The sequence below is a fragment of the Candidatus Cryosericum terrychapinii genome (assembly GCF_003570925.1).
Lineage (GTDB): Bacteria > Caldisericota > Caldisericia > Cryosericales > Cryosericaceae > Cryosericum > Cryosericum terrychapinii.
In genome coordinates, this window is the sequence record NZ_QXIS01000031.1 from 1 (window position 1) to 22,317 (window position 22,317).

At 57.3% G+C, this 22,317-nt stretch carries 24 protein-coding genes; 17 read left to right on the plus strand and 7 right to left on the minus strand.

Features of this window, described 5'->3' with window-relative positions; genetic code table 11:
• The coding region (locus SMC7_RS05005; RefSeq protein ID WP_119089255.1) for an HAL/PAL/TAL family ammonia-lyase at positions 1-1,058 on the minus strand (1,058 nt) is incomplete at its 3' end.
• On the minus strand, positions 1,055-1,777 hold the full coding sequence (locus SMC7_RS05010) for an HAD family hydrolase (protein ID WP_119089256.1): 723 nt from the start codon (positions 1,775-1,777) through the stop codon (positions 1,055-1,057). The genes SMC7_RS05005 and SMC7_RS05010, both read right to left, overlap by 4 nt.
• Before the next feature lie 272 nt (positions 1,778-2,049).
• Between SMC7_RS05010 and SMC7_RS05015 the strand changes: the two genes are divergently transcribed.
• From SMC7_RS05015 to SMC7_RS05060, 10 genes are all read left to right on the plus strand, one after another.
• A complete protein-coding gene (locus tag SMC7_RS05015; RefSeq protein ID WP_119089257.1) occupies positions 2,050-3,456 on the plus strand; it encodes an ABC transporter substrate-binding protein in 1,407 nt (468 codons plus the stop codon).
• Entirely contained in the window at positions 3,431-4,468 is a 1,038-nt protein-coding gene (locus tag SMC7_RS05020; protein WP_119089258.1) for a FecCD family ABC transporter permease, read from the plus strand. Before SMC7_RS05015 ends, SMC7_RS05020 begins: the two co-directional genes overlap by 26 nt.
• Positions 4,465-5,178 (plus strand): ABC transporter ATP-binding protein, encoded by a 714-nt coding sequence (locus SMC7_RS05025; protein ID WP_165845156.1) that lies wholly within the window; start codon positions 4,465-4,467, stop codon positions 5,176-5,178. Before SMC7_RS05020 ends, SMC7_RS05025 begins: the two co-directional genes overlap by 4 nt.
• Before the next feature lie 31 nt (positions 5,179-5,209).
• A complete protein-coding gene (locus SMC7_RS05030) occupies positions 5,210-5,668 on the plus strand; it encodes a GerMN domain-containing protein (RefSeq protein ID WP_165845157.1) in 459 nt (152 codons plus the stop codon).
• A gap of 84 nt (positions 5,669-5,752) precedes the next feature.
• A complete protein-coding gene (locus tag SMC7_RS05035; protein WP_119089261.1) occupies positions 5,753-6,919 on the plus strand; it encodes a cysteine desulfurase family protein in 1,167 nt (388 codons plus the stop codon).
• Positions 6,920-6,925: 6 nt separating this feature from the next.
• The gene (locus SMC7_RS05040; RefSeq protein WP_119089262.1) at positions 6,926-7,300 is read left to right on the plus strand and encodes an iron-sulfur cluster assembly scaffold protein; all 375 of its coding nucleotides are present in this window, start codon (positions 6,926-6,928) and stop codon (positions 7,298-7,300) included.
• Positions 7,301-7,307: 7 nt separating this feature from the next.
• Positions 7,308-8,672, plus strand: coding sequence for an MFS transporter (locus SMC7_RS05045; protein WP_165845158.1), 1,365 nt, complete (start codon positions 7,308-7,310; stop codon positions 8,670-8,672).
• On the plus strand, positions 8,669-9,808 hold the full coding sequence (locus SMC7_RS05050) for a hypothetical protein (RefSeq protein WP_119089264.1): 1,140 nt from the start codon (positions 8,669-8,671) through the stop codon (positions 9,806-9,808). The genes SMC7_RS05045 and SMC7_RS05050 overlap by 4 nt, the downstream gene beginning before the upstream one ends.
• Before the next feature lie 202 nt (positions 9,809-10,010).
• Entirely contained in the window at positions 10,011-10,439 is a 429-nt protein-coding gene (locus SMC7_RS05055) for a ParB N-terminal domain-containing protein (RefSeq protein WP_165845159.1), read from the plus strand.
• Positions 10,405-11,292: a PLP-dependent cysteine synthase family protein gene (locus SMC7_RS05060; RefSeq protein WP_119089266.1), complete on the plus strand. Its 888-nt coding sequence runs from the start codon at positions 10,405-10,407 to the stop codon at positions 11,290-11,292. The genes SMC7_RS05055 and SMC7_RS05060 overlap by 35 nt, the downstream gene beginning before the upstream one ends.
• A 172-nt stretch (positions 11,293-11,464) precedes the next feature.
• Here the strand turns inward: SMC7_RS05060 and SMC7_RS05065 are convergent, their stop codons facing one another.
• From SMC7_RS05065 to SMC7_RS05085, 5 genes are all read right to left on the minus strand, one after another.
• Positions 11,465-12,823, minus strand: a complete 1,359-nt coding sequence (locus tag SMC7_RS05065) for an AMP-binding protein (RefSeq protein ID WP_119089267.1) — start codon at positions 12,821-12,823, stop codon at positions 11,465-11,467.
• 6 nt (positions 12,824-12,829) lie between these two features.
• Positions 12,830-14,056 (minus strand): hypothetical protein, encoded by a 1,227-nt coding sequence (locus SMC7_RS05070; RefSeq protein WP_119089268.1) that lies wholly within the window; start codon positions 14,054-14,056, stop codon positions 12,830-12,832.
• A 490-nt stretch (positions 14,057-14,546) separates the two neighbouring features.
• Positions 14,547-15,071 (minus strand): cob(I)yrinic acid a,c-diamide adenosyltransferase, encoded by a 525-nt coding sequence (locus tag SMC7_RS05075; RefSeq protein WP_119089269.1) that lies wholly within the window; start codon positions 15,069-15,071, stop codon positions 14,547-14,549.
• 176 nt (positions 15,072-15,247) lie between these two features.
• Positions 15,248-15,496, minus strand: coding sequence for a type II toxin-antitoxin system RelE family toxin (locus SMC7_RS05080; protein WP_119089270.1), 249 nt, complete (start codon positions 15,494-15,496; stop codon positions 15,248-15,250).
• Positions 15,493-15,711, minus strand: coding sequence for a ribbon-helix-helix protein, CopG family (locus tag SMC7_RS05085; protein ID WP_119119486.1), 219 nt, complete (start codon positions 15,709-15,711; stop codon positions 15,493-15,495). The genes SMC7_RS05080 and SMC7_RS05085 overlap by 4 nt, the downstream gene beginning before the upstream one ends.
• Before the next feature lie 599 nt (positions 15,712-16,310).
• Here SMC7_RS05085 and SMC7_RS05090 point away from each other — a divergent pair.
• The 7 genes from SMC7_RS05090 (at position 16,311) to SMC7_RS05120 (ending at position 22,096) form a co-directional block, all read left to right on the plus strand.
• A complete protein-coding gene (locus SMC7_RS05090) occupies positions 16,311-17,054 on the plus strand; it encodes a recombinase family protein (RefSeq protein ID WP_119089272.1) in 744 nt (247 codons plus the stop codon).
• Positions 17,055-17,255: 201 nt separating this feature from the next.
• Complete coding sequence (locus SMC7_RS05095) at positions 17,256-17,582, plus strand: hypothetical protein (RefSeq protein WP_119089273.1); 327 nt, start codon at positions 17,256-17,258, stop codon at positions 17,580-17,582.
• A gap of 173 nt (positions 17,583-17,755) precedes the next feature.
• On the plus strand, positions 17,756-18,718 hold the full coding sequence (locus SMC7_RS05100) for a hypothetical protein (RefSeq protein WP_119089274.1): 963 nt from the start codon (positions 17,756-17,758) through the stop codon (positions 18,716-18,718).
• 132 nt (positions 18,719-18,850) lie between these two features.
• Positions 18,851-19,231 (plus strand): copper amine oxidase N-terminal domain-containing protein, encoded by a 381-nt coding sequence (locus SMC7_RS05105; protein WP_165845160.1) that lies wholly within the window; start codon positions 18,851-18,853, stop codon positions 19,229-19,231.
• Positions 19,232-19,256: 25 nt separating this feature from the next.
• Entirely contained in the window at positions 19,257-20,096 is an 840-nt protein-coding gene (locus SMC7_RS05110) for a nuclease-related domain-containing protein (RefSeq protein ID WP_119089276.1), read from the plus strand.
• A gap of 1 nt (position 20,097) precedes the next feature.
• Positions 20,098-21,327 carry a hypothetical protein gene (locus SMC7_RS05115; RefSeq protein ID WP_119089277.1) on the plus strand — a complete coding sequence of 410 codons (1,230 nt, stop codon included), beginning with the start codon at positions 20,098-20,100 and terminating at the stop codon, positions 21,325-21,327.
• Positions 21,328-21,481: 154 nt separating this feature from the next.
• Positions 21,482-22,096 carry a hypothetical protein gene (locus SMC7_RS05120; RefSeq protein ID WP_119089278.1) on the plus strand — a complete coding sequence of 205 codons (615 nt, stop codon included), beginning with the start codon at positions 21,482-21,484 and terminating at the stop codon, positions 22,094-22,096.
• Positions 22,097-22,317: the final 221 nt, after the last annotated feature.

Sequence of the window (22,317 nt, forward strand, 5' to 3'; positions counted from 1 at the left end):
TTGGTGCGCCGTTCGCTGATGCTTGCCAGCTCTGACAGGGCAATGCCGAGGAAGTCCATGGCCAACGCCACGGGTTCGCCGTGGAAGTTTCCACCCGACAGGACGTCTCCATCGGCAGGGAACAGGAGGGGATTGTCTGTGACTGCATTGAGTTCATTGAGCAACATGTTTTCCACGAAGTCGATCGTATCGGAGATGGCGCCATGGACCTGCGGCATGCAGCGGATGCTATAGGCGTCCTGGACGTCGTCGCATGTGCCAATGAGTTTGCTGCCTGCAACGTAGCTCAGAATGTCCCTGGCAACAGCGCCCTGTCCGGCGTGCCGGCGCAGATCGTGGATGCGTTCGTCGAAGGGGTCGAGACGGGCGCGGAGTGCTTCCATGGTCATGGCGGCTGCCAGGTTGGCGGTACGAAGGAGCGTGCGTGCATCCGCGAAGACGAGAGCGGCTACACCAGTCATGACGGCGGTGCCGTTGATGAGGGCCAGACCTTCCTTGGCTTCCAGGACGACCGGCTTGGCCCCGATGGCGTCGAGGATTGCCTGACCCTGGAGGATTTCGCCGTGTACAGTCGCCGTTCCCCTGCCAATCAGTACGAGTGCCAGCGAGGCAAGAGGAGCCAGGTCGCCCGAGGCGCCGAGAGATCCCTGTGATGGGATCATGGGGTAGACATGCTTATTGAGAAGTTCAAGCAGCAGTTGCTCTACCTCGAGACGAACACCCGAATGTCCGCTGGCCAGCGTATTGGCACGTACGAGTATTGTTGCTCGCGCCTCGTCCTCGGTGAAACAGCGGCCGACACCGACAGCGTGGGACAGGATGAGATTCTCTTGAAGCTTACCCAAATCCTGGGAACCAATGTGTGCATTGCACAGAGAGCCAAACCCCGTGTTGATGCCATAGACGGGGACTTCATCCTGTACGATCTTCCGTACGAATGAAGAGGCAACATTGATCTGTTCCACGGCTTCCTTGCCGAGTTCGACGACGGCACCCTGGCGAGCGACACGGACGACTTCGCTGGAGGTCAGGCTGGAACCGGTAAGACGTATGTTCATCTGTTCATCTCCTCGATAGTTGGTGCGAGTTCACTGAGTGAGTCGATCGCGAGGGTTTCTGCAGGCAACGACTCCTGGCGTCCAAAGAGAATGGCCTGGAGGCCAGCCGCGCGGGCTCCCTTGTAGTCCATGGTGTACGAGTCCCCCACATGGACGATCTCCTCCGGCTTCAGTTCGTTGGTGTCAATCAGCAGCCCCCAGATACCTTTGTCGGGTTTCATATACAGGGCTTCGTCCGAGAAGACGAAATGTGTGAATGGCATACGGATGTTCAGCATGTCCAGTACTTTCAGCAGAACCTGCCCTGGCGTTTTTCCCGTATTGGAGGTCATGGAGAGAGAGTAGTGCCGAGCCAGGTCTGCGAGCAACTGTGGAGTGTCTGGCTCGACGAGGGTAGGCATCAGCTGGAAGATCGCCGCCTCATAGTGGGGCAGGACAGCATCGACCAGATCCCTGGAAGGGTACACGCTGGCCTGCGTCAAAACGAAACGAATCTGGCTTGAGGTTGTCAGAGTCCAGTCGCGCATCTCACGAACGTCTCTGCGCAAGACGTCGATGCGACGAAGACTCTCGTACAGCCCATCCTCGGAAACGGCCACACCATGCTCGCCAAGGACTTCACGAATGGCTTGAGCCCGGATGCGGTCGCGCAGAGCCTCATCCTGGTCATGGTCTAGAATAAGTGTTTTCCACAAGTCCAGGCTTATCGCGCGTATCACGTCTCCTCCTCCTTCATCTCTGTACTTGTTCAGTATATGGCAAAGACAGCGAACTGTCACCCCTGAGAAGCGACAACGTTGACCGAGGTCAGGAACTCATATACTGGAACCACCAATGCAGGAGACGACCGACCCCGTACACAGGGTCGCTTGTCTGGGTTGAGAAGTGCGGTCCGCCCTCAGAAGCGGATGCAACCGGTGGCCGAGTGGGAGTCTCCAGTGACTCACCGCAGGCGGCCGGACCAAAAACTCACAGGCGTGGAGGAACCAGAATGTTCAGGACAGGATATCGGAACTGGATCGACAAGCATCTTGACCCGACGGCAGGTTGCAGGCCGGCAGGTGGAAAGCAGATCATATCGCTTGTGCTTGTTGTCATTATAGGTTTCATACTGGTTCTGGTCCCAGCCAGACAGGTCGGCAGTATCGCCTCGGCCACCTCGATGCGTCGCGTTTCCCTTGATTTCCGCGCAGGCCAGGCTGGCTTTGTCATCACCACAGGCTCAAAGCGCGTTGCAGGGAGCTTCCCCAGGGGATTTGTTCCGGTCGAGCTTGGTACCAGCCTTGCCTTCCCAATGCGTGCCGTCATCGAGGCAGCGGGCGGCGTGGTGCGGTTCGAGCCGTCGCAGAACACTGTCTACTTTGCGCTTGGACCCGTCGCGGGCGCCTACGAGTTTGGCAGCAGGACGCTTGTGGACGGTTCCTACAACACGTCGATCCGGAAGGACCTGGTCCGTGCCTCCGGCAAGACCGGTACCCTGTATCTGTCGGCTGAGATTCTCAAGGGCCTGGTGACCGCGTCCGGCGGGACGATGACATTGTCTGTCAAGAACGGATTGACGTCGATCGTCCTCCAGATCCCATCTGTCATGAAAGACGTCTTGGGCTATGGACATGACACGTTCCCTGCGAAGGCCGGGAAGATGAGGCTTGTGACCCTGGCGCCGAATCTTGCAGAGAACTGCTTTGCCCTTGGTCAGGGCAGCAACATCATTGCTACGTCCGAGTATACGGACTACCCTGAGGAGGCCAAGAAGATACCGACCGTCGGCGCATTCAGCAACCCCTCACTCGAGAAGCTGCTGGTCCTGTCGCCTGACCTCATCCTGGTGACAGACGGCACGCCGCTTGCAGTCGTAGAACGTCTCCGCAAGATGGGGCGTCAGGTGTACGCCGACGATCCCAAGTCTCTATCAGGTATCGTAGATGCCATCCGTTCGCTGTCAGTAGTGCTCGGTGTCCCGGATCGGGGGTTCGAGGTGGCACTGTCGATGCACCGATCCATTGCACGTGTGGCTGAGGCATCGAAGAAGCTAACTCGCAAGCCGGCAGTGTACGTCGAGATCTGGAACAGCCCACTGATGAGTGCCGGGAAGGGGACATTTGTCTCAGACCTCATCTCAATCGCCGGCGGATCCGACATCGCTGATGAGGCGAATACTCCATGGCCGGTGCTGTCCGAGGAGTTTGTCATCAGCCGCAACCCGGACGTCATCGTCGTAGCATCCGGCATGGGGGCTGGCGACATCCTGGGGAGAGCCGCGTTTGCCACGGTCAACGCCGTGAAGCAGGGACACGTGTATGACATGGTGGGTGACTACATCTTCCGCCCATCTCCCCGTATCATCGAGGGTCTCGAAATGATCGCGGACTATGTCCAGCGTGCTTCCCGTCCCTGACGCCGAGGTTCGACGACATGATGCGGCTGTGCTTGTGGGCACAGCCGCAGTCCTGCTTGTCGTCACGGGCATCAGTGTGTTTTTCGGCAGTGCTGGTCTGACGCCTTCTGAGGTACTCCACGGACTGCGTCTCATGATCGGGGGCGCCCCCATGGGAACGCCGGAAGCCCAGATCGTGATGCTGAGACTTGTGCGCATCGGGCTAGGCGTCCTCGTCGGGGCATCGCTGGGGTTGTCGGGTTTTCTGCTGCAAACGGCCTTCCGGAATCCGCTTGCCGACAGCTACCTCCTGGGGGTCTCAGGAGGGGCGCAGCTGGCCGTCACACTAGTTGCTCTTTTCGGTGTTGCCGGGACTGTCGCTTCCGTCCGTGTCATGATCGCAGCCCCACTGGCTGGAGGCCTCCTCGTTCTGGCGATGCTGCTCATTATCAGCAGGCGCATCGGCCATGACCTGCTGGCGTTTCTGCTGTCGGGGCTTGCGCTCTCCTACATGCTGAACGCCCTGTACTCCATCCTGGTCTCGACACGGCCCGACATTCTCTCCAGCACCATCTTCTGGTCCTGGATGGGACTCAACAGGGCGTCTGGAACGGGCATGGCAGTCGTGGCTGCAGGACTGATCGTGGCTGTACCGGTCGTCATGAGCCTGATGCGCCCTCTCCGATCGTACCTGGTAGGCGACGACTTTGCGCAGAACCTGGGGGTCAACGTGAGAACAACCAGGATCTTACTGCTGTTTATCAGCGTCGTCCTTGCTGCCACCGACGTTGCCGCCTCGGGAGTCGTGGGATTCGCCGGACTGTTCTCGCCACACCTGGCACGCCTGCTGACGCGTCGCACAGACCGCACGTTCGTCGTCCTGACCATGCTGATGGGTGCGACCGTCGTGGTTGTCGGGGATCTCATAGCCCGTTCAGTGAGCGTGTCCGAGGTGCCGCTGAACACGGTGCTGTCACTTTTTGGGGCACCATATCTCATCTGGCTGTCGATCAAGTCGAGGAGGGTGATGTGATCCCCGCTGTCCTCGAGCTCAGCAACGTCGCGGTCGGGTACGTTCGCGGGGAACCTGTTCTCAGGAACGTGACGATCAGCATTCGCCCGGGAGAGGCTGTTGCGCTGGTCGGTCGCAATGGGACAGGGAAGTCGACGCTCCTTCGGACGATGCGCGGATTCCTGGCGCCCTTCGATGGCCAAGTCACGCTGAAGGGCCACCCGTTGCAGTCCATGAGTCCGCAAACCCTGGCGGCGACCGTTGGATTCCTGTCGCCTGAGATACCTCAGGCGCACATCCTGGTGGATGAGGTCATCGAGCTCAGTTCTCTTGGACGGCTCAAATCCATGGAACAGCTCGAGGCCTCCGACCACCCTGACGTGTTCCCAGAGGTCAGCGGCTTTGGTGCACGCTTTCTGGATGAGATGTCGTCAGGGCAACAGCGCAAGATCATGCTTCTGGCTCTCGTGGTGCAATGGACGGACGTCCTCCTGATGGATGAGCCTGAACTCCACCTCGATCTCCCGAGCTTGCGCGAACTCCACGGCCTGATATCCTGGGCTACGGCGAAGGGCAAGTCGGTCGTGCTGTCCACGCACAATCTGGAGACCATACGCGTCCTTCCGGACCGGTTGTACGTTGTGGGCGACAAGACCGTGCGCGAGGCCCCCCGGACAGAGGAGACCGTGCAGGCGCTGCTGGAAGGCGATGAGTACGTCTCCCGGGCATAGGGTGAGGCATCATTCATACAGGAGGTTCATGGTGAGGAAACTGTTGGCAGCAGGCTGTGTCGTTATGCTCGTCGCAGTTGCGGCGACCGGTTGTCGTGTGGTCTCGCTGCCCCAAGTGGACGCGAAGGTGTTCCTGGTCAGAACGTCATCCCAAGAGATCGAGCTTGTCGCGGTGCCACGGAGTGTTTCTGCCGAGATGCCCCTCGCCGAGGCTGTTCTGCGAGAGCTCCTCAAGGGTCCGACGGCTGCAGAGCGTCGGCAGGGGTTGACATCGCTGATTCCGGAAAAGGCGGCATTTCGGTCCGTGTCTGTCGGCGAGTCGGGCGTTGCATGGGCCGACTTCGGCGAAGGACTGGAGGAGGGGATAGGCGGTTCCATGCGCGTCCTGGGCATTCGGCAGCAGATCGAGGCAACACTCATGACGATACCAGGCATCAAATCGGTTATACTGTCCGTTGAAGGTGAGACGGAGGGCGTTCTGCAGCCCTGAAGCCAAGCAGGACGTCCACCGTGGTTCGGCTGTCGCTGCGCGCCCGGCGCAGGGGAACAAGTACTGAAGGCACTGGAGGAACGAATGGAGAGAATAGTCTACCTGGATAACGCGGCGACCACACCTGTAGACGCGGCCGTCCTTGACGAGATGGAACCGTTCTTCACTGAGCGATTTGCCAACCCCATGACGTACATGCATTCATCTGCGGGCGATGTGGCGCACACGGCGGTCGAGGAAGCCCGCGTGCGCGTAGCATCTCTCATCGGCTCGAATCCCGAGCAGGTCGTTTTCACGAGTGGTGGGACGGAGTCGGACAACTGGGTACTCAAGGGAACAGTGGAAAGAACTTCACGTGAGCGGTTGCATAAGCCCGGGCACTTGGTGACGGCGGAGTTCGAGCACCACGCCATCTTGCACAGCGCCCTGGCGCTGCAGCGCCAGGGATATGAGGTCACGTTCGTGAAGGTTGGACGCAGCGGTATCGTGGACCCCGATGACGTGCGACGCGCCATGCGCCCGACGACTGTGCTGGTTTCGATTATGCACGCAAACAATGAGATTGGAACGATACAGCCCATCGCCGACATCGCACGCGTGGCTCATGAACACGGAGCTCTCATGCATACGGACGCTGTCCAGACGGCTGCGCATATTCCCCTGGACGTGAACACCCTGGAGGTCGATTTCCTGAGTCTCTCTGGTCACAAGTTCAACGGACCGAAGGGTGTGGGCATCTTGTTCGTTCGTGACCACGCTGCCCTGTATCCTTTCATCGATGGAGGCGGACAAGAGTGGGGCCTGCGTGGGTCAACCCACAACGTTCCTGGTATCGTCGGGCTCGGCAAGGCGGCGCAGCTGGGCAAGGAACGGCTGCCGGGAGAGCTCGAACGTCTGACGACGTTGCGGAACATGCTGTTTGACAAGCTTTCGGCGCGCATCGACAGAATCGCCGCGAACGGTGACATGAAGCAGCGTGTGCCACAGAACCTCAATATCCGCATCGAGGGGATCGACAACGAGCCACTGCTCGTTGCCATGAACGAGGCTGGTATCATCGCAGCGGGCGGTTCGGCATGCAACGCCGAGGAAACGGTGGCATCGCATGTGCTGACGTCCATCGGCTGTGACCTGAAGGAAGCGAAGTCGTCGATACGTCTCTCGCTTGGGTATGTGACGACAGCAAAGGACGTGGACTATGCTGCAGACGTCATTCCTGGTCTCGTCAAGTTCCTGCGCTCGATGGCTTGAGGCAGCATGGACAAGTACAGTCGTGCTACGATCCGTGAGTTCATGAGTCCAAGCAACATCGGGTACATCGACGATCCTTCGGGTACGGGGCATATCACCGACAACGCGGACGCCGTCGAACTGACCCTTTCCATACGCGTTGAAGCAGGTCGCATCGCGGATGCCAAATACCGGATAGCAGGGTGTACGGCTCTTATTGCAACGCTCTCTGTTCTCAGCAAGGAACTGCCGGGCAAGACCATTGACGAGGCTCTGGCTCTCGATATGCCGTATCTGTCGGGTCTGCTCGAAGGCCTGCCTGAATCGAAGTGGCGGTGTGCCGGGTATGCCGTCCAGGCGCTGCATCTGGCGATTGAGGACTACCAGAGCAAGACATCCTGAACAATTGATGAGGCAGCGGCTGAGCTTCTGGCAGAAGTTCTTCTACGGATTTGGTGATACCAGCAATACCGTCTCGTACACGATTACCTCACTCCTCTTTCTGTTCTTCCTGACGGACGTGGCGCATCTGAATCCCGCGCTGGCGGGTGTCGTCCTCCTGGCGGGCAAGTTCTGGGATGCTGTAACTGACCCGTTGACGGGCTATATTTCTGATCATCTCCGTACGCCCTTTGGCCGCCGCCGACCGTTCTTCATCGGAGCAGCCCTCCCGTTTGCCCTGACGTTTGTTCTCATGTGGATCGTTCCACAACAGCTATCGCAAGGGGGACTGTTCGTTTACTATGCGTTTGCCTACTCGCTGCACATAACGTTCTTCACTGCATACGCGGTCCCCTACCAGGCGCTTGCCGCAGAGTTGACGGGAGACTACGACGAACGGACCGCCCTCAACTCGTTTCGCATGTTCTTCTCTATCATTCTGGGACTCGTTGCGGCTGTCGTTCCTCGCGCCATTGTCGAGAGATTCGTTTCCGCGCCGCGGGGCTACGTCGCCATGGCGTGGGTAGCCGCAGCCATCATCGTCGTCCCACCGATCGTGGTGTTTGTCACAACGCGGGAACCGCCACTCGCCGCCGTGGGCCGTCGCGCGCGGGACAGTTTCATGGCCGAAGTCCAGCAGGTTCTTGCCAACAAGCCGTACAGGGCCGCTCTGCTCATGTACCTCTTCACGTGGATGGGCGTGGATGTCGTGTCTGCGGTGTTTCTCTACTACGCGACATACGTGGTACATATGGAGGCACAGAGCTCGCTCCTGTTTGCCATCCTCTTCGTTACCGCCGTTCTGTTTCTCCCGTTCTGGGTCTGGGCATCCGGGCGTCTGGGCAAGAAGACGGCGTACATCGCGGGGACGGCATTTGTGGTGTGTGTGCTGGCGGTCATTGCCGCTGTCCCGGTCCCCAGTCCATGGGTGGTCTATACACTCCTCTTCCTCGCCGGCATCGGCATCAGCAGTTCGCACGTCCTGCCGAGCGCAATCATCCCCGACTGCATTGAACTCGACGAACTCGAAAGCGGCACGCGGCGTGAGGGCATGTACTACGGCTTCAGCACATTTCTTCAGAAGCTTGCTTCAGCAGGCGGCATCGCACTTGTCGGCGTGATGCTGAGCGTGGGAGGATACGTCGCCGGAGTGGTACAGTCTCCCCGCTCGGTCTTGACGATCCGGCTGCTCGTCGGAGGTTTCTCGGGACTCATCTTCCTGGGAGGAATTGTGGCCATGCTGTTCTATCCCATCACACGCGAACGGTACCAGGACATCCAGCGGCAGCTGGCTGAGCGGAAAGCTGCTGTTCCTCCGGGAACGGGCGTATGAAGGCCGTCGTAGAAGAAGTCTTGACCAGGCGAGGGCTCCGGGAATTCGTCGAGTTCCCATACCGCCTCTACCGTGGGCACCATGCCTGGGTGCCGGTCCTCCGTTCAGAGATGATGGCGATTGTCACCGGGCGCGCTGGTTTTGTCCTCAAGGACAACCCGCACGCATTCTTCGTCACACGCGACGAGAAGGGCCGGGTCTCGGGCCGCATAGCGGTTCTGGTCGACACGAAGCTCAGCGCGGCCAAGAGTGTGCAATATGGTGCCTTCACGCTGTTTGACGTGGTCGACGATTGGGACCAGGCCAAAGCCTTGCTCGATGCCGGCACGAGCTGGCTGCGGAGTCGAGGTATGCAAGTGGTGAAGGGCCCGGTCTCGCCGACCAATGGCGATGACTACCATGGCATGCTGGCCGTGAACTTCGATGACCCCCCGATGATGTATACCAACTACAATCATGCCTACTACAACGCGTTCATGCAGCGCTACGGTTTCACCGTGGATACCCGCCTGGGGGCTTGGCGCTTTGACGTGCGCACGGTGAACGATCACCGCGAGAAGCTGGTGCAGAAGGTCATGGCGCGTGACCACTACCATGTCGACAACGCGGACATGAATAACCTGGAGGGAACCGCCCGCGACATCAAGCGCATCCTGGATGAGGCGATGCCTGTGGAATGGGCTGATCTGGCACCTCCTTCTATCGAGGACGTACGTATCATGGTGCGTGACATGAAGAAGTTCGTGCGGCCCGAGATGGTTGCAATCGCCAGGACCGATGACGGGCGCCCGATCGGGCTGGTCGCCTCGTCCGCGGACTATAATCAGGTGTTCCGACGCATGAACGGACGGCTGTTTCCCTTCGGGTGGCTGACGTTCCTCCTGTCTCGCAATCGGATTGACGCCGGGCGTGCGCTAGTGATGTTCGTCGTTCCCGACTATCGATACAGGGGAGTTCCTGCAGCGATGTTCTCCAAGCTGTTCGCCTGGGGGCGTACGCACGGCTATCGCGTAGCCGAGGGGTCGCTGGTCGGCGAGGAAAATGTGCGTAGCTGGCGCGAGATCGAAGGGGCAGGCGGCATCCGCTACAAGACCTGGTATCTCTACCAGATGGCTCTGGACGGCCAGAATTCATGATACCGTCACGTAGAGAGGTTGACGCGGAGTCCTGTCGGGACAAAATAACTATATGACAACTATAGCGATGGACACCTGCATCTGTGAAACGGAGCATACCGAGGGGCGTCGCTAGTCGCATATATCTACACTGAACATGCGAAGCCTCCCGGAGACGGGAGGCTTTTTTGGTAACTGGAGAGCTCGCAGAGAAGGAGAAAGAATGACGATAACGCTGGTACGGATAGACGCCTTGCGGCAACACGAGCAGGTTCTGAACAAGCACATGATGAGAATCCAGCGCGATCTGGTACGGGACGACATGATCAAGGACCTCATCATCGTGGACCAGCGGACCATGGTTATCCTGGACGGCCATCACCGTTACAACGCTCTCAAGCGCATGGGGTACAAGTACGTGCCGGTCTATCTCGTCGACTACAGCAGTGACCGCATAGCAGTCGTTGCCTGGAGAACTGGCGAACATGTCACGAAGGCAGAGGTCATGCGAGCGGGCCTCACCGGGAACCTCATGCCTGCCAAGACCTCGCGCCACATCGTTCCGGACAGACCCCATGGTGTCAACGTACCTCTCGCGGTACTAAAGGAGAAACCACATGACGACAAATTCCATCTTGGACCTCATCGGTAACACACCGGTCGTCGAACTCCAGCACTTCAGCACAAACCCGGAGGTTCGCATCCTGGCAAAGCTGGAGGGCAACAACCCCGGAGGATCCCTCAAGGACCGCCCCGTCCTCGCGATGTTCAGGGACGCCGAGGAGCGAGGGGTGCTGAAGCCCGGTGCTCAGCTGCTGGAAGCCACCAGCGGGAATACCGGGATTGCCCTGGCGATGATCGCGGCTCTGCGTGGCTACAGGTTCCGTGCGGTGATGGCCGAGAGCGCGAGCATCGAGCGGCGAAAGGTCATGAAGATGTTCGGCGCGGATATCGTGCTCACCGACGCCGCCGGCGGCACGAATCTGGCCATCAAGACTGCACAGCAGATGCTTTCGGAGGATCCGTCATGGGTCAACCTCAACCAGTTCGAGAACAGCGCCAACCCGCGTTCACACGAGGAGACAACCGGTCCTGAGATACTGCGGGACGTCCCTGACGTGACCCATGTTGTCGCCGGCATGGGTACAGGTGGCACGTTGACTGGACTGTCCGCCTTCATGCACAGGCAGGCGCCACAGGTGAAGGTTGTCGGGGTCGAGCCGATTGCCGGCAGCAAGATCCAGGGTCTGCGAAACATGGCAGCCTATACACCGGGTATCTTCAGCTTCGACAACCTGGACGTAACGCTGCGGATGACCGAGGACGCCCCAGCCTTTGGCATCGCTCGTGAAATCTACCGCAAGGAAGGCATCAGTGTCGGCATCTCCTGTGGTGCGGCCCTCTGGGGAGCCATGGAACTGGCCCGCACGCTGGAGAGCGGTGTGATTGTGGTCATCTTCCCCGACCGGGGCGATCGCTACGCCAGCACGGCGCTTTTCGAGTAGCGTTTCTGGTGATAAACGAAAAAGGCCTCCGGCTGCTACGGAGGCCTTTTTCATCTCTGGAAGGAGGTTGGTATGAAGTCTGTTTCACCACCTCTAGTACACGGATGCCCGTGTGGACGTTCAATCCGTTCTTCACAGTGGGTTCACCCGCGACATGACTACGTCAGCGGGACTAGGAATTATCTATACCTTCCGACTTCAGACCTGTGAAGCGCTTGTACTTGGCCATGGTTTCCGGAAGTCGTATGGCCTCTATTCGGATATCCACGTCGGCATCGATTGCGTAGCTGGACAATTCGCCTGTCAGGCGGTTCCTCAGCCTTTCGGTCACGGCAGCCTTTGCCTCATCTGTCGAGTCAAACAAGTCAATCGCGACCTCCAGTCTGGAATGAGAGATCTGGCTGACCCGGAATTCCCGGATGCTGTCGCTGGTCGTGATGATCCATCGGCTCACCAGATCAGGGTAGACGGGCTGCAGGACGTGATCCCTGTTCCAGAGGTAGAGGACGTCGTCATTCCTTCCCAGTACCTTCTCGATGACTCTGAAGGAGCTGCCGCAGGGGCAGCGCTTGCCCAGCTGGATGAGGTCATTCATCTCGTACCGTATCAGGGGCTGCGCGGTGTTGATGAGATTTGTCAGGAGCATTGTTGTTGCCAGGGGCCCTGGGCGATCCACCGGCTGCCCATCCTTGTCATAGAGTTCGATATACACCAGGTCCTCGTTGATGTGCAGGTTGCCGCACCGGCAGGTGCTTCCGATCTGCCCTTCACTGGCCTGGTATATCTCGATGACGTGCGTTCCAAAACACGCCTGGAAACGTTCCTTCTCCTCCTTTTCCAGCACCTCCGCGTAGCAGACGATCATCTGAAGCGGCTTCTTGATCGTGCCGGCCCAGGGCAGCAGTTGCCTGACAAGGCTGGGGGGCGCCATCAGGATGTTGATGCGGTCGTGGTTGATCCGGCTAATGATTTCATCGACTGGTGTCATGGTGGTCAGATAATTCACGTGAATGAAGGGGGCATTGACGTCCTCGAAGCCCTGACTGAAGACCCTGAGCAGAAACAAGATGCGGAAGGGGAGATCCCTGTATGGCAGGCCGCTCCTGGCCAGGAAGACAAAGGGAAGCCGCTCGGTCATCGCCTTTGGCGTGATGTAGATCCCCTTGTTGCCGCTGGTGCCACTGGATAGGCCGATCACATATTGGTCCTGATAGTAGCCCAGGTATTCCCTGTGAAGGTCCTTCTGGACGGCATAGTCCCGGACCGCCTCGAGTTTCAGGCCGCATGTGTTGATATCGTCGAAATGTTCCATCATCATCTGTTTGTTGATAGTCGGCAGCCGCTGGAAGTCCTCCAGACTCTTCACGGATAAGCCTCTGTAGAGGTCGCGGTAGAAGGGCGAGTGTTCTACGGAGAACGCAACCAGCTTCTGCAGTTCCGAGAGCTGGTACGCGCGAATCTCCTCTTCGGAGAATCGGTACAGATGCCTGTTCAGAAGCCGGTAGTCACGGATGCCCTGGAGGATGTTCATTGCCTGCTACTCTCCCGCGATCCCGTTCAGCTTGCGCTTCTTCTCGCTCGTGCCGAAGTGGTCGAGTACCCTGCAGTAGAAGTACTCCAGGCCGTACCGGAACTGGACCTTCTCCCAAAGCATCAGGAAGAAGCCCCAGCAGAGGGCAAGTGCGCCCCCGTAGAGGAGCGCGGCGGGCAGACCGAAGTGGAGGCCAGGGACAAAAAGCGACAGGACCCGGTAGATACAGGCGCTGATCACACTCTCCAGGAAGAACGCCGTCAGACCGGCGACGCCGAAGCGGTAGATGAAGGCGCTGACAGAGGATATGCGCCGGGCGTCTTCCTCGCGTCTGAAATCATAGTGCCGGAGAGCGACCAGCATCATGCCTAGGAACAGTCCCAGTTGCGCAGTCATGATCGCATACCACTTCAGGTCGATGCTCCTCTGAAGCATGGTATCGGGAAGGCCGATGTACAGCAGCACGCCCGTCGTCAGGAGTGCAAGGCTGAGCGGAAGCGCTGTGCGCACGAGCGAATGCCATCCTCGCTCTTTCAGCATGGAAGCCAGCCATGCGCCCATGAGTCCAAACGCCAGATAGGGCAACAACGGGTTGTTCTTGTTGACGAATCCGTTCAGGAGAAGGACCATGCCAAGTTGTTTTCCGGCCACGGCCTTCAGGTAGATGTCATACAGAGGGATGCGGACCAGTGAGAAGAGGAAGACGCCGAGAGCAGACAGCAGATAGAAGGATGACCAGCTATGGAGCTTCTTGTTCCTTACCCATCGATTGGCAAGGACGAAGATCAGTCCCATGATGAGGATGTTCATGCCGACCATGGTCAGACTGTCGATGTAAAGGACTCTCTCAGACAGCACCGTCGATATCCTGCCGTACCGGATCAGATCGACCAGCATGCTATTGTTCACGCTTCTGGTCTCAAAATGGACGAGTCCCGCCCCAGTGAAGATGAAATAGGCGTATCCGACGGCCAATATGAACAAGCCACCGACGGTATTGAAGACCAGGATCTTCTTCGGTCCGTATCCAGCATCTGCTTTTTGGTGAAGCTGCAGGGTGTGAGCTGTACCGCTGATCATGGCAAAGAGACCCGCGAACATCAGCAAGAGGCCGATGATCGTAACAATCAGCGGGGGATTGTTGAAGTCCAGATCATATAGACCGTCGAAGTAGTAGAAGGCGGAGTGCAACCACACCACGCTGAACACGCCCAAGCCCCTCAGGATATCCAAGCCCAGATACTGTCTCTTCGTGAGGACACGCCTCTCAATGACGAAATGGCAATTGTCATCAATCTATCAGAAGGATATCCGGAAACAGACAAGAACACAGAGGCGTGCCGACTTGGCAGCAAATTGAGTTGATGATCAATGAAAAAGGCCTCCGGCTGCTACGGAGGCCCTTTTCGTTCTGGGAAGGAGGTTGGTATGAAGTCTGTTTCGCCACCTCTAGTACACGGATGCCGGGGCGAACGTTCGACTCATTCTTCACAGTGTATTCACCCGTGGCCTGTTCATGCAGACCAGAAGCCCGGTAAGGATGAATCCACTTCCGATGATGGTCTGCGCGGTGACGTGCTCATGGAGAACCAGCATGCCGAGGTACGCGATAGCAGCAACAAGCGCGGGGTGGGTGGCGACTGTAGCGATGACATTGCCGCCCCGAGGTTGAACAGTCCCCAGGCATTGCGCTTCGACGGGTTCACTGGCTCCGTCCGGCGGGCTAGAGCTCGATTCCCTTTTGGGCGGGGATGCCTTGGTGGAAGTGGTGCTTGATCTCGACGACCTCACTGACCATGTCGGCAACGTCCAGCAGGTGTGAAGGAGCCCCACGCCCCGTTATGCAGACCGACATGAACGGGGGCCTGTGTGACAGTAGCTCGAGAACATCAGCCTCAGGAATGAGGCGATAGTCGATGGCACAGTTGAGCTCGTCCAGGATGACAAGTTCATGTCGTTCTTCCACGAACGCGTTGCGGGCGATGTTCATTCCCCGTTGTGCCTCCATCCTGTCCAGCAGACTGACTTGTTCCTTGGTGACCCAGTGGTGCAAACCCGTCTGGACAACCTCGAATCCCGGCAGAAAGGCGATACCTTTCAGCTCGGAGTAGCTTGGGTCCCCTTTCATGAACTGGACGAGCAGGACGCGCTGTCCAGCTCCGATGGCTCTGAGGCCGAGACCCAGCGCCGCAGTCGTCTTCCCCTTGCCGTTGCCTGTGTACACCATCACCAGACCATGCTGTTCCATTGTCGCCTCCACTGCAGGGATGTCGTCTACAGTATATAGGGCCTCCCCGGAAGACGGCGAGGTCACAGCTAAGGGGTACGAGCTGTAGGAAGGTACAGCCCGGTCCTGACGCAGGCTTCTCGGGCATGGTCAAACAGGATCACGAAAGGGCCAGCCTGTCAGACCCCCAAAAGATGTCACTCCTTGTACACGTCCATCCGGTCGGCAATGCGGGTGACGAGCACGCCGCCGGTGATCCGGGTGAAGACCGCGCGGTAGTTGCCCACGCGGACACGATAGAACATCCGCAGGTTGCCTGTCAGATGCTCATACTTGCCCGCCTCTATGGCCTTCACGACCGCAGACCATACGCGGCGCCGGTCCTCGGACTTATCGAAAAGGCCTTCCAGGTCTTTCCTGACGCTCTCCTTCGCAGAGATGGTCATAGACGCGACATCAACTCATCAGAGGAGATGACGTTGTCTTTTGGATCAGCAAGGCGCTGTTCACTCATCTCGATGTCTTCGATATCTTCAAGGTACAAGTCGACAGCTTTCCTGATGACCCATGCCTTCGACCGTCCCGTATGGCGAGCAACTTCATCGACTCTTCTCTTTAAGTCTCCCTCGACGCGGAGAGAGATGACTTCTTCAATCGCCATGGCGTAGCCTCCTTTCATTTGTTTTATATGTACGACACTGTATTACATATGCAGTAGATGTCAACAGGCAACAACGAGAGCAGTTCGAGGAGAAGGGCCCCGGAAAACACGCGTCCCATTGATGCCGGCTTCTACAGCATCGTCCATAGTATTCCACAATCCACCTGGTAGGTTGTCTCCTCTTGGCAATCTCATCCAGTTGGCCCTGGCCAACACACCCCTCGGATACAACAACATCCTCGGGGGAGGAAGATCTCATGGAGGAGGCTCGTTATGTCCAGCTCCGCACGGATGGTTGTCTAAGAGCAGTGTATCACGGTCAATCTGGAGCGAGACATTTCAGTCTGAGCGCGACCGCTAATGTTTGGCCGCTCCGACTAACGTGGTTCAAGTAGTTGACGTAATTCAAGAAAATCGACAAGAAACTGCTGCTCTTCTTGACGGACCGTTCCAGAATCTGGCACGCGGGTATCTCCTCGCGCTTTCATGCCAGGTCAGAAACGCCGAGACAAAGGCCAAGAATCGTCCCGAATTCTAAACTTAACGGGACGCCAATCCGTGCTATAATACGTTCATAACTCACATAGGAGGACTTGTTGATGCTCAAGAACGCTGCGGTTTATCTGAGAGTCTCGACGGAAGAGCAATCCAAGCACTGGGGTGTCCAGGCGCAACTCTCGTCCTGCAAGAAGTATTGCCGAGAGAACAAGTTGGCAATCGCCGCCGTGTACACTGACATCATCTCGGGTGCCACCTCGAACCGTCCCGGCTTCCAACAGATGCTCATTGACGCAAAGCAGAAGTCATTTTCCATGATCGTGGTCGCCAAACTTGATCGTCTCGCCCGCGATCTCTACCTGCAGATCGGCACCATCGAAGACCTGCGAGGGCACGGCGTGGGAGTTGTTTCTGTCGCAGAACCTCTCGGGGCAGGCGACGAAGCCAGCAATACGTTGATCCGCAACATCTTTGGTTCGTTCGGCCAATACGAAAAGGATAAGATCAAGGGTCGTCTCCGAGGCGGTGCATTGGCGAAAGCAAGAGAAGGGAAGTACGCCGGTGGACGCCCTCCCTACGGGTACACGACTTCGCCAAAGAAGACGCTGATTCCTGATGTTGCGAAGGTAGATGTTATCAGAAAGGTCTTCTCTCTCAACGCAAGAAAGTACTCCTTATCAGAAATTGCGGACGAGCTCAACGCTCACGGATGGGTCACGACCACGGGGAAGCCCTGGCGCAAGCAGGCAGTAGATCGGATCCTCAAGGACAAGTTGTTCTACCGCGGGCATTATGCTTATGGTGACATCGAGGCGAAAGGCCAGCACGAAGCGATCTTGCGCTAACGCCGGATACCTGCGAACGACGAAGAAGCCCTTCTAGTGAGGGTTTTTTTGGAATGAGAGATCAACGTACTTGCATGTTGGCCCTTCTCCCCCGCCGATTAGCAAAAACATTGTCATCGTGTCATACTTATCATAGAGAGTGTGATCTCCACTGCAATGTTGTATGCATATGGCGTACTGTTCCTACTGAAGGAGGAACTCGTGAGAAGAACGCATCTGCTGAACGTCTTGGTAGGTATGGTGCTTCTGGTCCTTTTGCTGACGGGCTGTGGAACAAGCAAGAAGCAGTTGGAGCAACAAGTGATGAGTTCGTTCCAAGAGAAAATGAACACAGACCCTACGTACAGCGGTTACGGACTGACGGTGCACTCGGTAACACTCGTGTCGTCTGGTGGAAACAACTACAATGGCCTTGCCAACCTATTATACAAGTCACGAGCATACGATGTTCCAATTACTGTGACCAGCGATGGTAAAACAATGATGTGGCAGACCCAACCAGGCGCCTTTCTCTTCTTGCTGCAATGAGATCTGCCACGAGAGAATTCCGGATTGCACCCATAGGTGATCGAAGACTGTTTGCAGCCCTCGCGCTGGTTGTTGTGCTTGTCTTGCCGGGTTGTTCCTCGACACCAATACCACAAAACCAGGTCGACTACTTCCGCTCCCTGAGCGGCACTCGCTATTGGACGAAGACAGCAATGAACATCGTCGTTCTGGATCCTACGGGGAACACCGTGACCCTGCTTGGCAGTGTGACAAGCGCGAGAGAGGCGTACCTCCAATTCAAGGATTTCTCTGTCACCGGCGGAACATCAGGCAGTCCATTGAAGGCCTCTCTTGGAGTCACAGGATCCGATGGGGGCTCGTCGCTTCCAATGAGTTACATCGACGTTACAGCTGCCAACATGACAACCCTGCAGACAGCTCTCGGCAAGATGGAGGCTGACAAGGACAGAACGCAGAGGCTCGCGACGGAGCAAGCGGCAAAAGCCGCCGAAGAGCTTCGCAAGAAGCAGGCAGCCCAGCTTCAGCTCGCAGTCAAGGATGCGAAGTCGTTGCAGCAGAAGGGGAGATTCCGAGACGCCATATCGCGGCTTGACCCAGTTCGCAGCACCTCAGTATGGTCCAGCGAACAGGACACTCTGTACGGACAGCTTGTCGCAAGCGAAGTCAAGAGAATCGTCAACTTGTGCCGGGTGGAGAAGGACGAGTTTCGCAATCTGACATTCATCTACTCCGACAGGGATAAAGACTCGGGACCTTTTCATTTCTTCCCCTACCTTGGGAAAGATGCATCGGGTAGCTGGTGGTTTCTGCATCTTACCTTGTATCGCAGCGATTGGCTCTTCGCCAACCAAGTCATGGTCAAGATCGGGGACATCACATATTCCACGGTGGTCAAAGACTCCTTCAGCGACGATGTCAAGACTGACGTCATTACCGGCGGCGTGTATGAGAGTGTGACTTTTCGACAGTCAGACGCGGGAACCGAAGTACTCTTCCAGGCGATTGCCGACTACCCCGGCACGGCGGCGCTCAAAGTACGAGTCAACGGCACTCAGTACTATGACGAATACAGTCTCAGCTCCGCCGACGTGCGAGCCTGGCGCGACCTCCTGTTCCTGTCTGAGCACCTCAATGAGTACACGTTCTCGAACTGACTCCTTTCGCAACCGCGGTGGACATGAGGACAAGGATTCAACGCACATTTTGGATGAGTCGATGCGATTGTTGACCTAGACGGGGACTTGGTGCGCACTATGACGTTGTTGTTCCTAATGAAGGAGGAACTCATGAGAAGATCGCGTCTGCTGAAACTCCTGGCAACCATTCTCCTGGTCGCGGGACTCCTTATCCCGTCGACAGCTACTGCCTTGTCGTCAGCGACGATCAAACTGTGGATCGGCAACACGTCCACATCCGTCAACGGAGTGCAGCAACCGATCGACACCCAGGGAACCAAACCTGTCATCGTGGCAGGCAGGACCCTTGTCCCTATTCGTGCCGTTATCGAGGCATTCGGCGGATCTGTTGCCTGGGAGTCCTCTACGCGCAGGGTCACGGTCACGCTGGGAAAGGATTCTCTCGACCTCTGGATTGGGAAGTCACAGGCATCCCTGAACGGTCACGCCCTTCATCAAGAGCGGACGGACGATCTTAGCTTGACAACTTGAGCAGCGCCATAGGAGGAAGGCAACGATGGATACTAGCAGAGGATCAAGAACGTTCCTCGAGCAACAAGTAAGTGACCTACAGGATTCGATGGGCAGGGTGAACCGGGCGCGTCTGATGTCGTTCCTCGGTGGCATATCACTCATGCTCCTTCTGATTCTCTCGTCATCTGTGCTGCTACCGCTCTTGTCTTCAGGCCAACCGCTCATGCGTGCCCTCATCGGGATTGATCTCGCGTTCTTTGTCTCGCTTGCCTTCCTGCTGTCGGCTTTCGTCCCCTTAACGCTTCGCAAGGTAGTTGTCGAGTTCAACAGAAAGGTTGCCGAGGACAGGAAAGCTCAGAAGGCCGAACAGGAGGTCCGGAACGTCCTGGCGAACCTCGACGAGCGTCAGTATGCCGTCTTTCATGGGCTCTACCGTAGATATGGAGACATCGATCACGTTGTTATCGGTCCGACCGGAGCGTTCATCATTGAGACCAAGTCAAACCACGGCAACGTCTCGGTTGACGAACGCGGTCGATTGGAGATTGACCAAGGAGGTCAACCTCGCAAGAACTACCAGCGGCAGGCGAGGCAGGAAGCATATCAAGTCAGAGACTACTTGACTGAACACGGTATCCCGGAGCAACTGTTTGTGCAGTCAATCCTGGCGTTCCCATTTGCTGGCGTACCCGAGGGTCTGTATCTGGGGACCACCAATACTGGGAGCTACATTCCAATCGTGAGCGGCAAGGGCGTTCTTCAGTACATCTATCAACACAGGGCCAGCGCCCTGTTCACACCTGACCTCGTTGGACGGTGCCGAGACGTACTCCAGTGCTGGGCGGATGGCACTGACTTGGATCTGAACGAGGCAGGAGCATAACGTGGGCAAGGCACGGAGAATAGCGCCTAAGGAGACAACCATTGCGGACGCACATGACGCTCGGGCAGAGGGCCAAGGCAGGCATGAGTCTCAACAGACCCCCGGAACCACCCTTCCTGCCCAGAGCGATGTCAATGGCGCTGGAAAACCCACAGGTTCCTCGCTGATCGGGCGCAATCTGGATCTGTCATCTGCATCGCAACTGAGGACTCTGCAAGCTGGGGCGGCCACAAGCATTGGAGATACGGCCAAAGTGGGCAGATCCATCTCATCTGCTATGAGTCTCCCTGCCGAGATAATGAAGGGGGTCATCGGAGCATCGGAGGGTCTTGCAGAATCCATCGCTGCAATCTTGCAGCCCGTCAGGGACGTGTGGTCGCAAATAGGGAAGCTAACCCAGATCCCTGAGTCATCAATAGCCTGGAATCCGCATTTTATGAAGCAGTGGCAGGACGCTGCAGGGTGTCTAGCCGAATCCGCTAGCGGCTTTCGTGCTCTTGTCATCAAGTACACGGCGACTCTCATAACGTTCCGTTGGCCACCACCAACCATGGAAACCGATTCCGGCGACATGCAGCACATCGTCAACATAAGTGATTCCCTCTCGCACACGGAAGCCGAAACAGAGATCGACGCATTTATGCTCCAGCGACACGGCTCCGACTACGTCAAAGAACGCCTCGATGAATGGAAGCACCATAGTTGGATCAGCAACCGATTTCCTATACTTGTGGCCGCGGTGAACGCTCATGTTCAAGGACTCTATGAACTCTCCGTTCCGACGCTGTTGCCACAGATAGAGGGAGTCATTTGGGAAGGGTATGGCAGCACCAGCAGATGCCTCCAGCGAGAAGAGATGAGACTTGCGACGGCGTTGTGCAGTGACGGACTGGACTTCCTTGACGATATGGCCAAACGCTTCTTCTTGGACACCTTGCTGCAGGAGTTCAACCTAGGCGAACCAGTGCCAGGACTGAGCCGTCATGCCATTCTCCACGGCATCGACACGCATTACGCCACTCAGATCAACTCACTCAAGTTGATCCTGCTCTTTGACTATTTCCTCGGTGCATTTGGGGTGGTATCGCTAGACAACTCGATGACATACCATAAGCTTGGTTGTCCGCACATCCAGCACAGTGCGAGCCATAGAACAGTATACGGCAGCCACGAGTCGGCACGGCGCGCGGGAAAGAAACCCTGCAGGTCGTGCCATCCTGAGCACCTGTAGCTTCATCCCACGCTCACCGGCACCGCCCCGGATCATGGGAGACTTGCCCTTCAGCTTCAGGCCGCCATCGACTGCCTCGTCTTCTACTTGGGTAGTCTCTCCCAAGAGGAGGAGGGCATGCTTGTAAGAACGAATATCGACCGAGGAGGCCGCAATGATTGATGACCAGTACCTGAAGATTCTTGCAGCTGTCTACTATCTCAGCCGTCAGAGGCCTACCGCGCGCGGCGTCCACTCGAATCGGGTAGAGGAGCTTCTGCACGTGAGTTACTTGGACTTGGTTCTGGCAATGCGATACCTTGAACAATCTGACCTGTTGAGAGCAACATGGGGTGGCTCGCATAGCGCTCTTGTTGCCCTCACAGCCACCGGCACTGACTATGTTGAGCGTCCCCTGGATACACTTCGCCTACTAGAGAGGTCCGTGACACAGACAAACACGATCAACGTCGGTGGCAACTTCAATGCCATCGAATCCACTATCGTGCAGATGAACACCAGTACGATTTCCAAGGATGATGCAGATGCCACGCTGGACAGGTTTGACACCATAATCCGGCAACTGCCTCCTGATGCGGCTGCATCTGAGGACGCTCAGGCGAACCGGGAGGCCCTCAATACGAAGCTCCAAGCCGGCGACCGGCTTGGAGCAGCTGGGATCATGTCCGGTCTCGCCAAGGTCGCATCAATTGCGAAGGACTCCGCAGTTCTGATCCAGGCACTGCCAATCATATACAATGCGATCCGGCTGCTGTTTCACCTGCCATAGCCCCACCGCAAACGACCATCTTTCACGAGCATGAATGCGGCGCGGAGCCGCGCGTACAAGAACTTAGCAGTCGATGTAGCAGAGATTCTGAGCGCAGTTGACCTAGTCCCGGCCCTTTCTCTGCGCTGGGGACAACTTCAGGGACTGTAGGAGGCTGCTCTTGGGCAGAACTCAGACTTGCTAGCAGTAGTCTCAGCGGACCGGATTCTCCCGCGTACGTG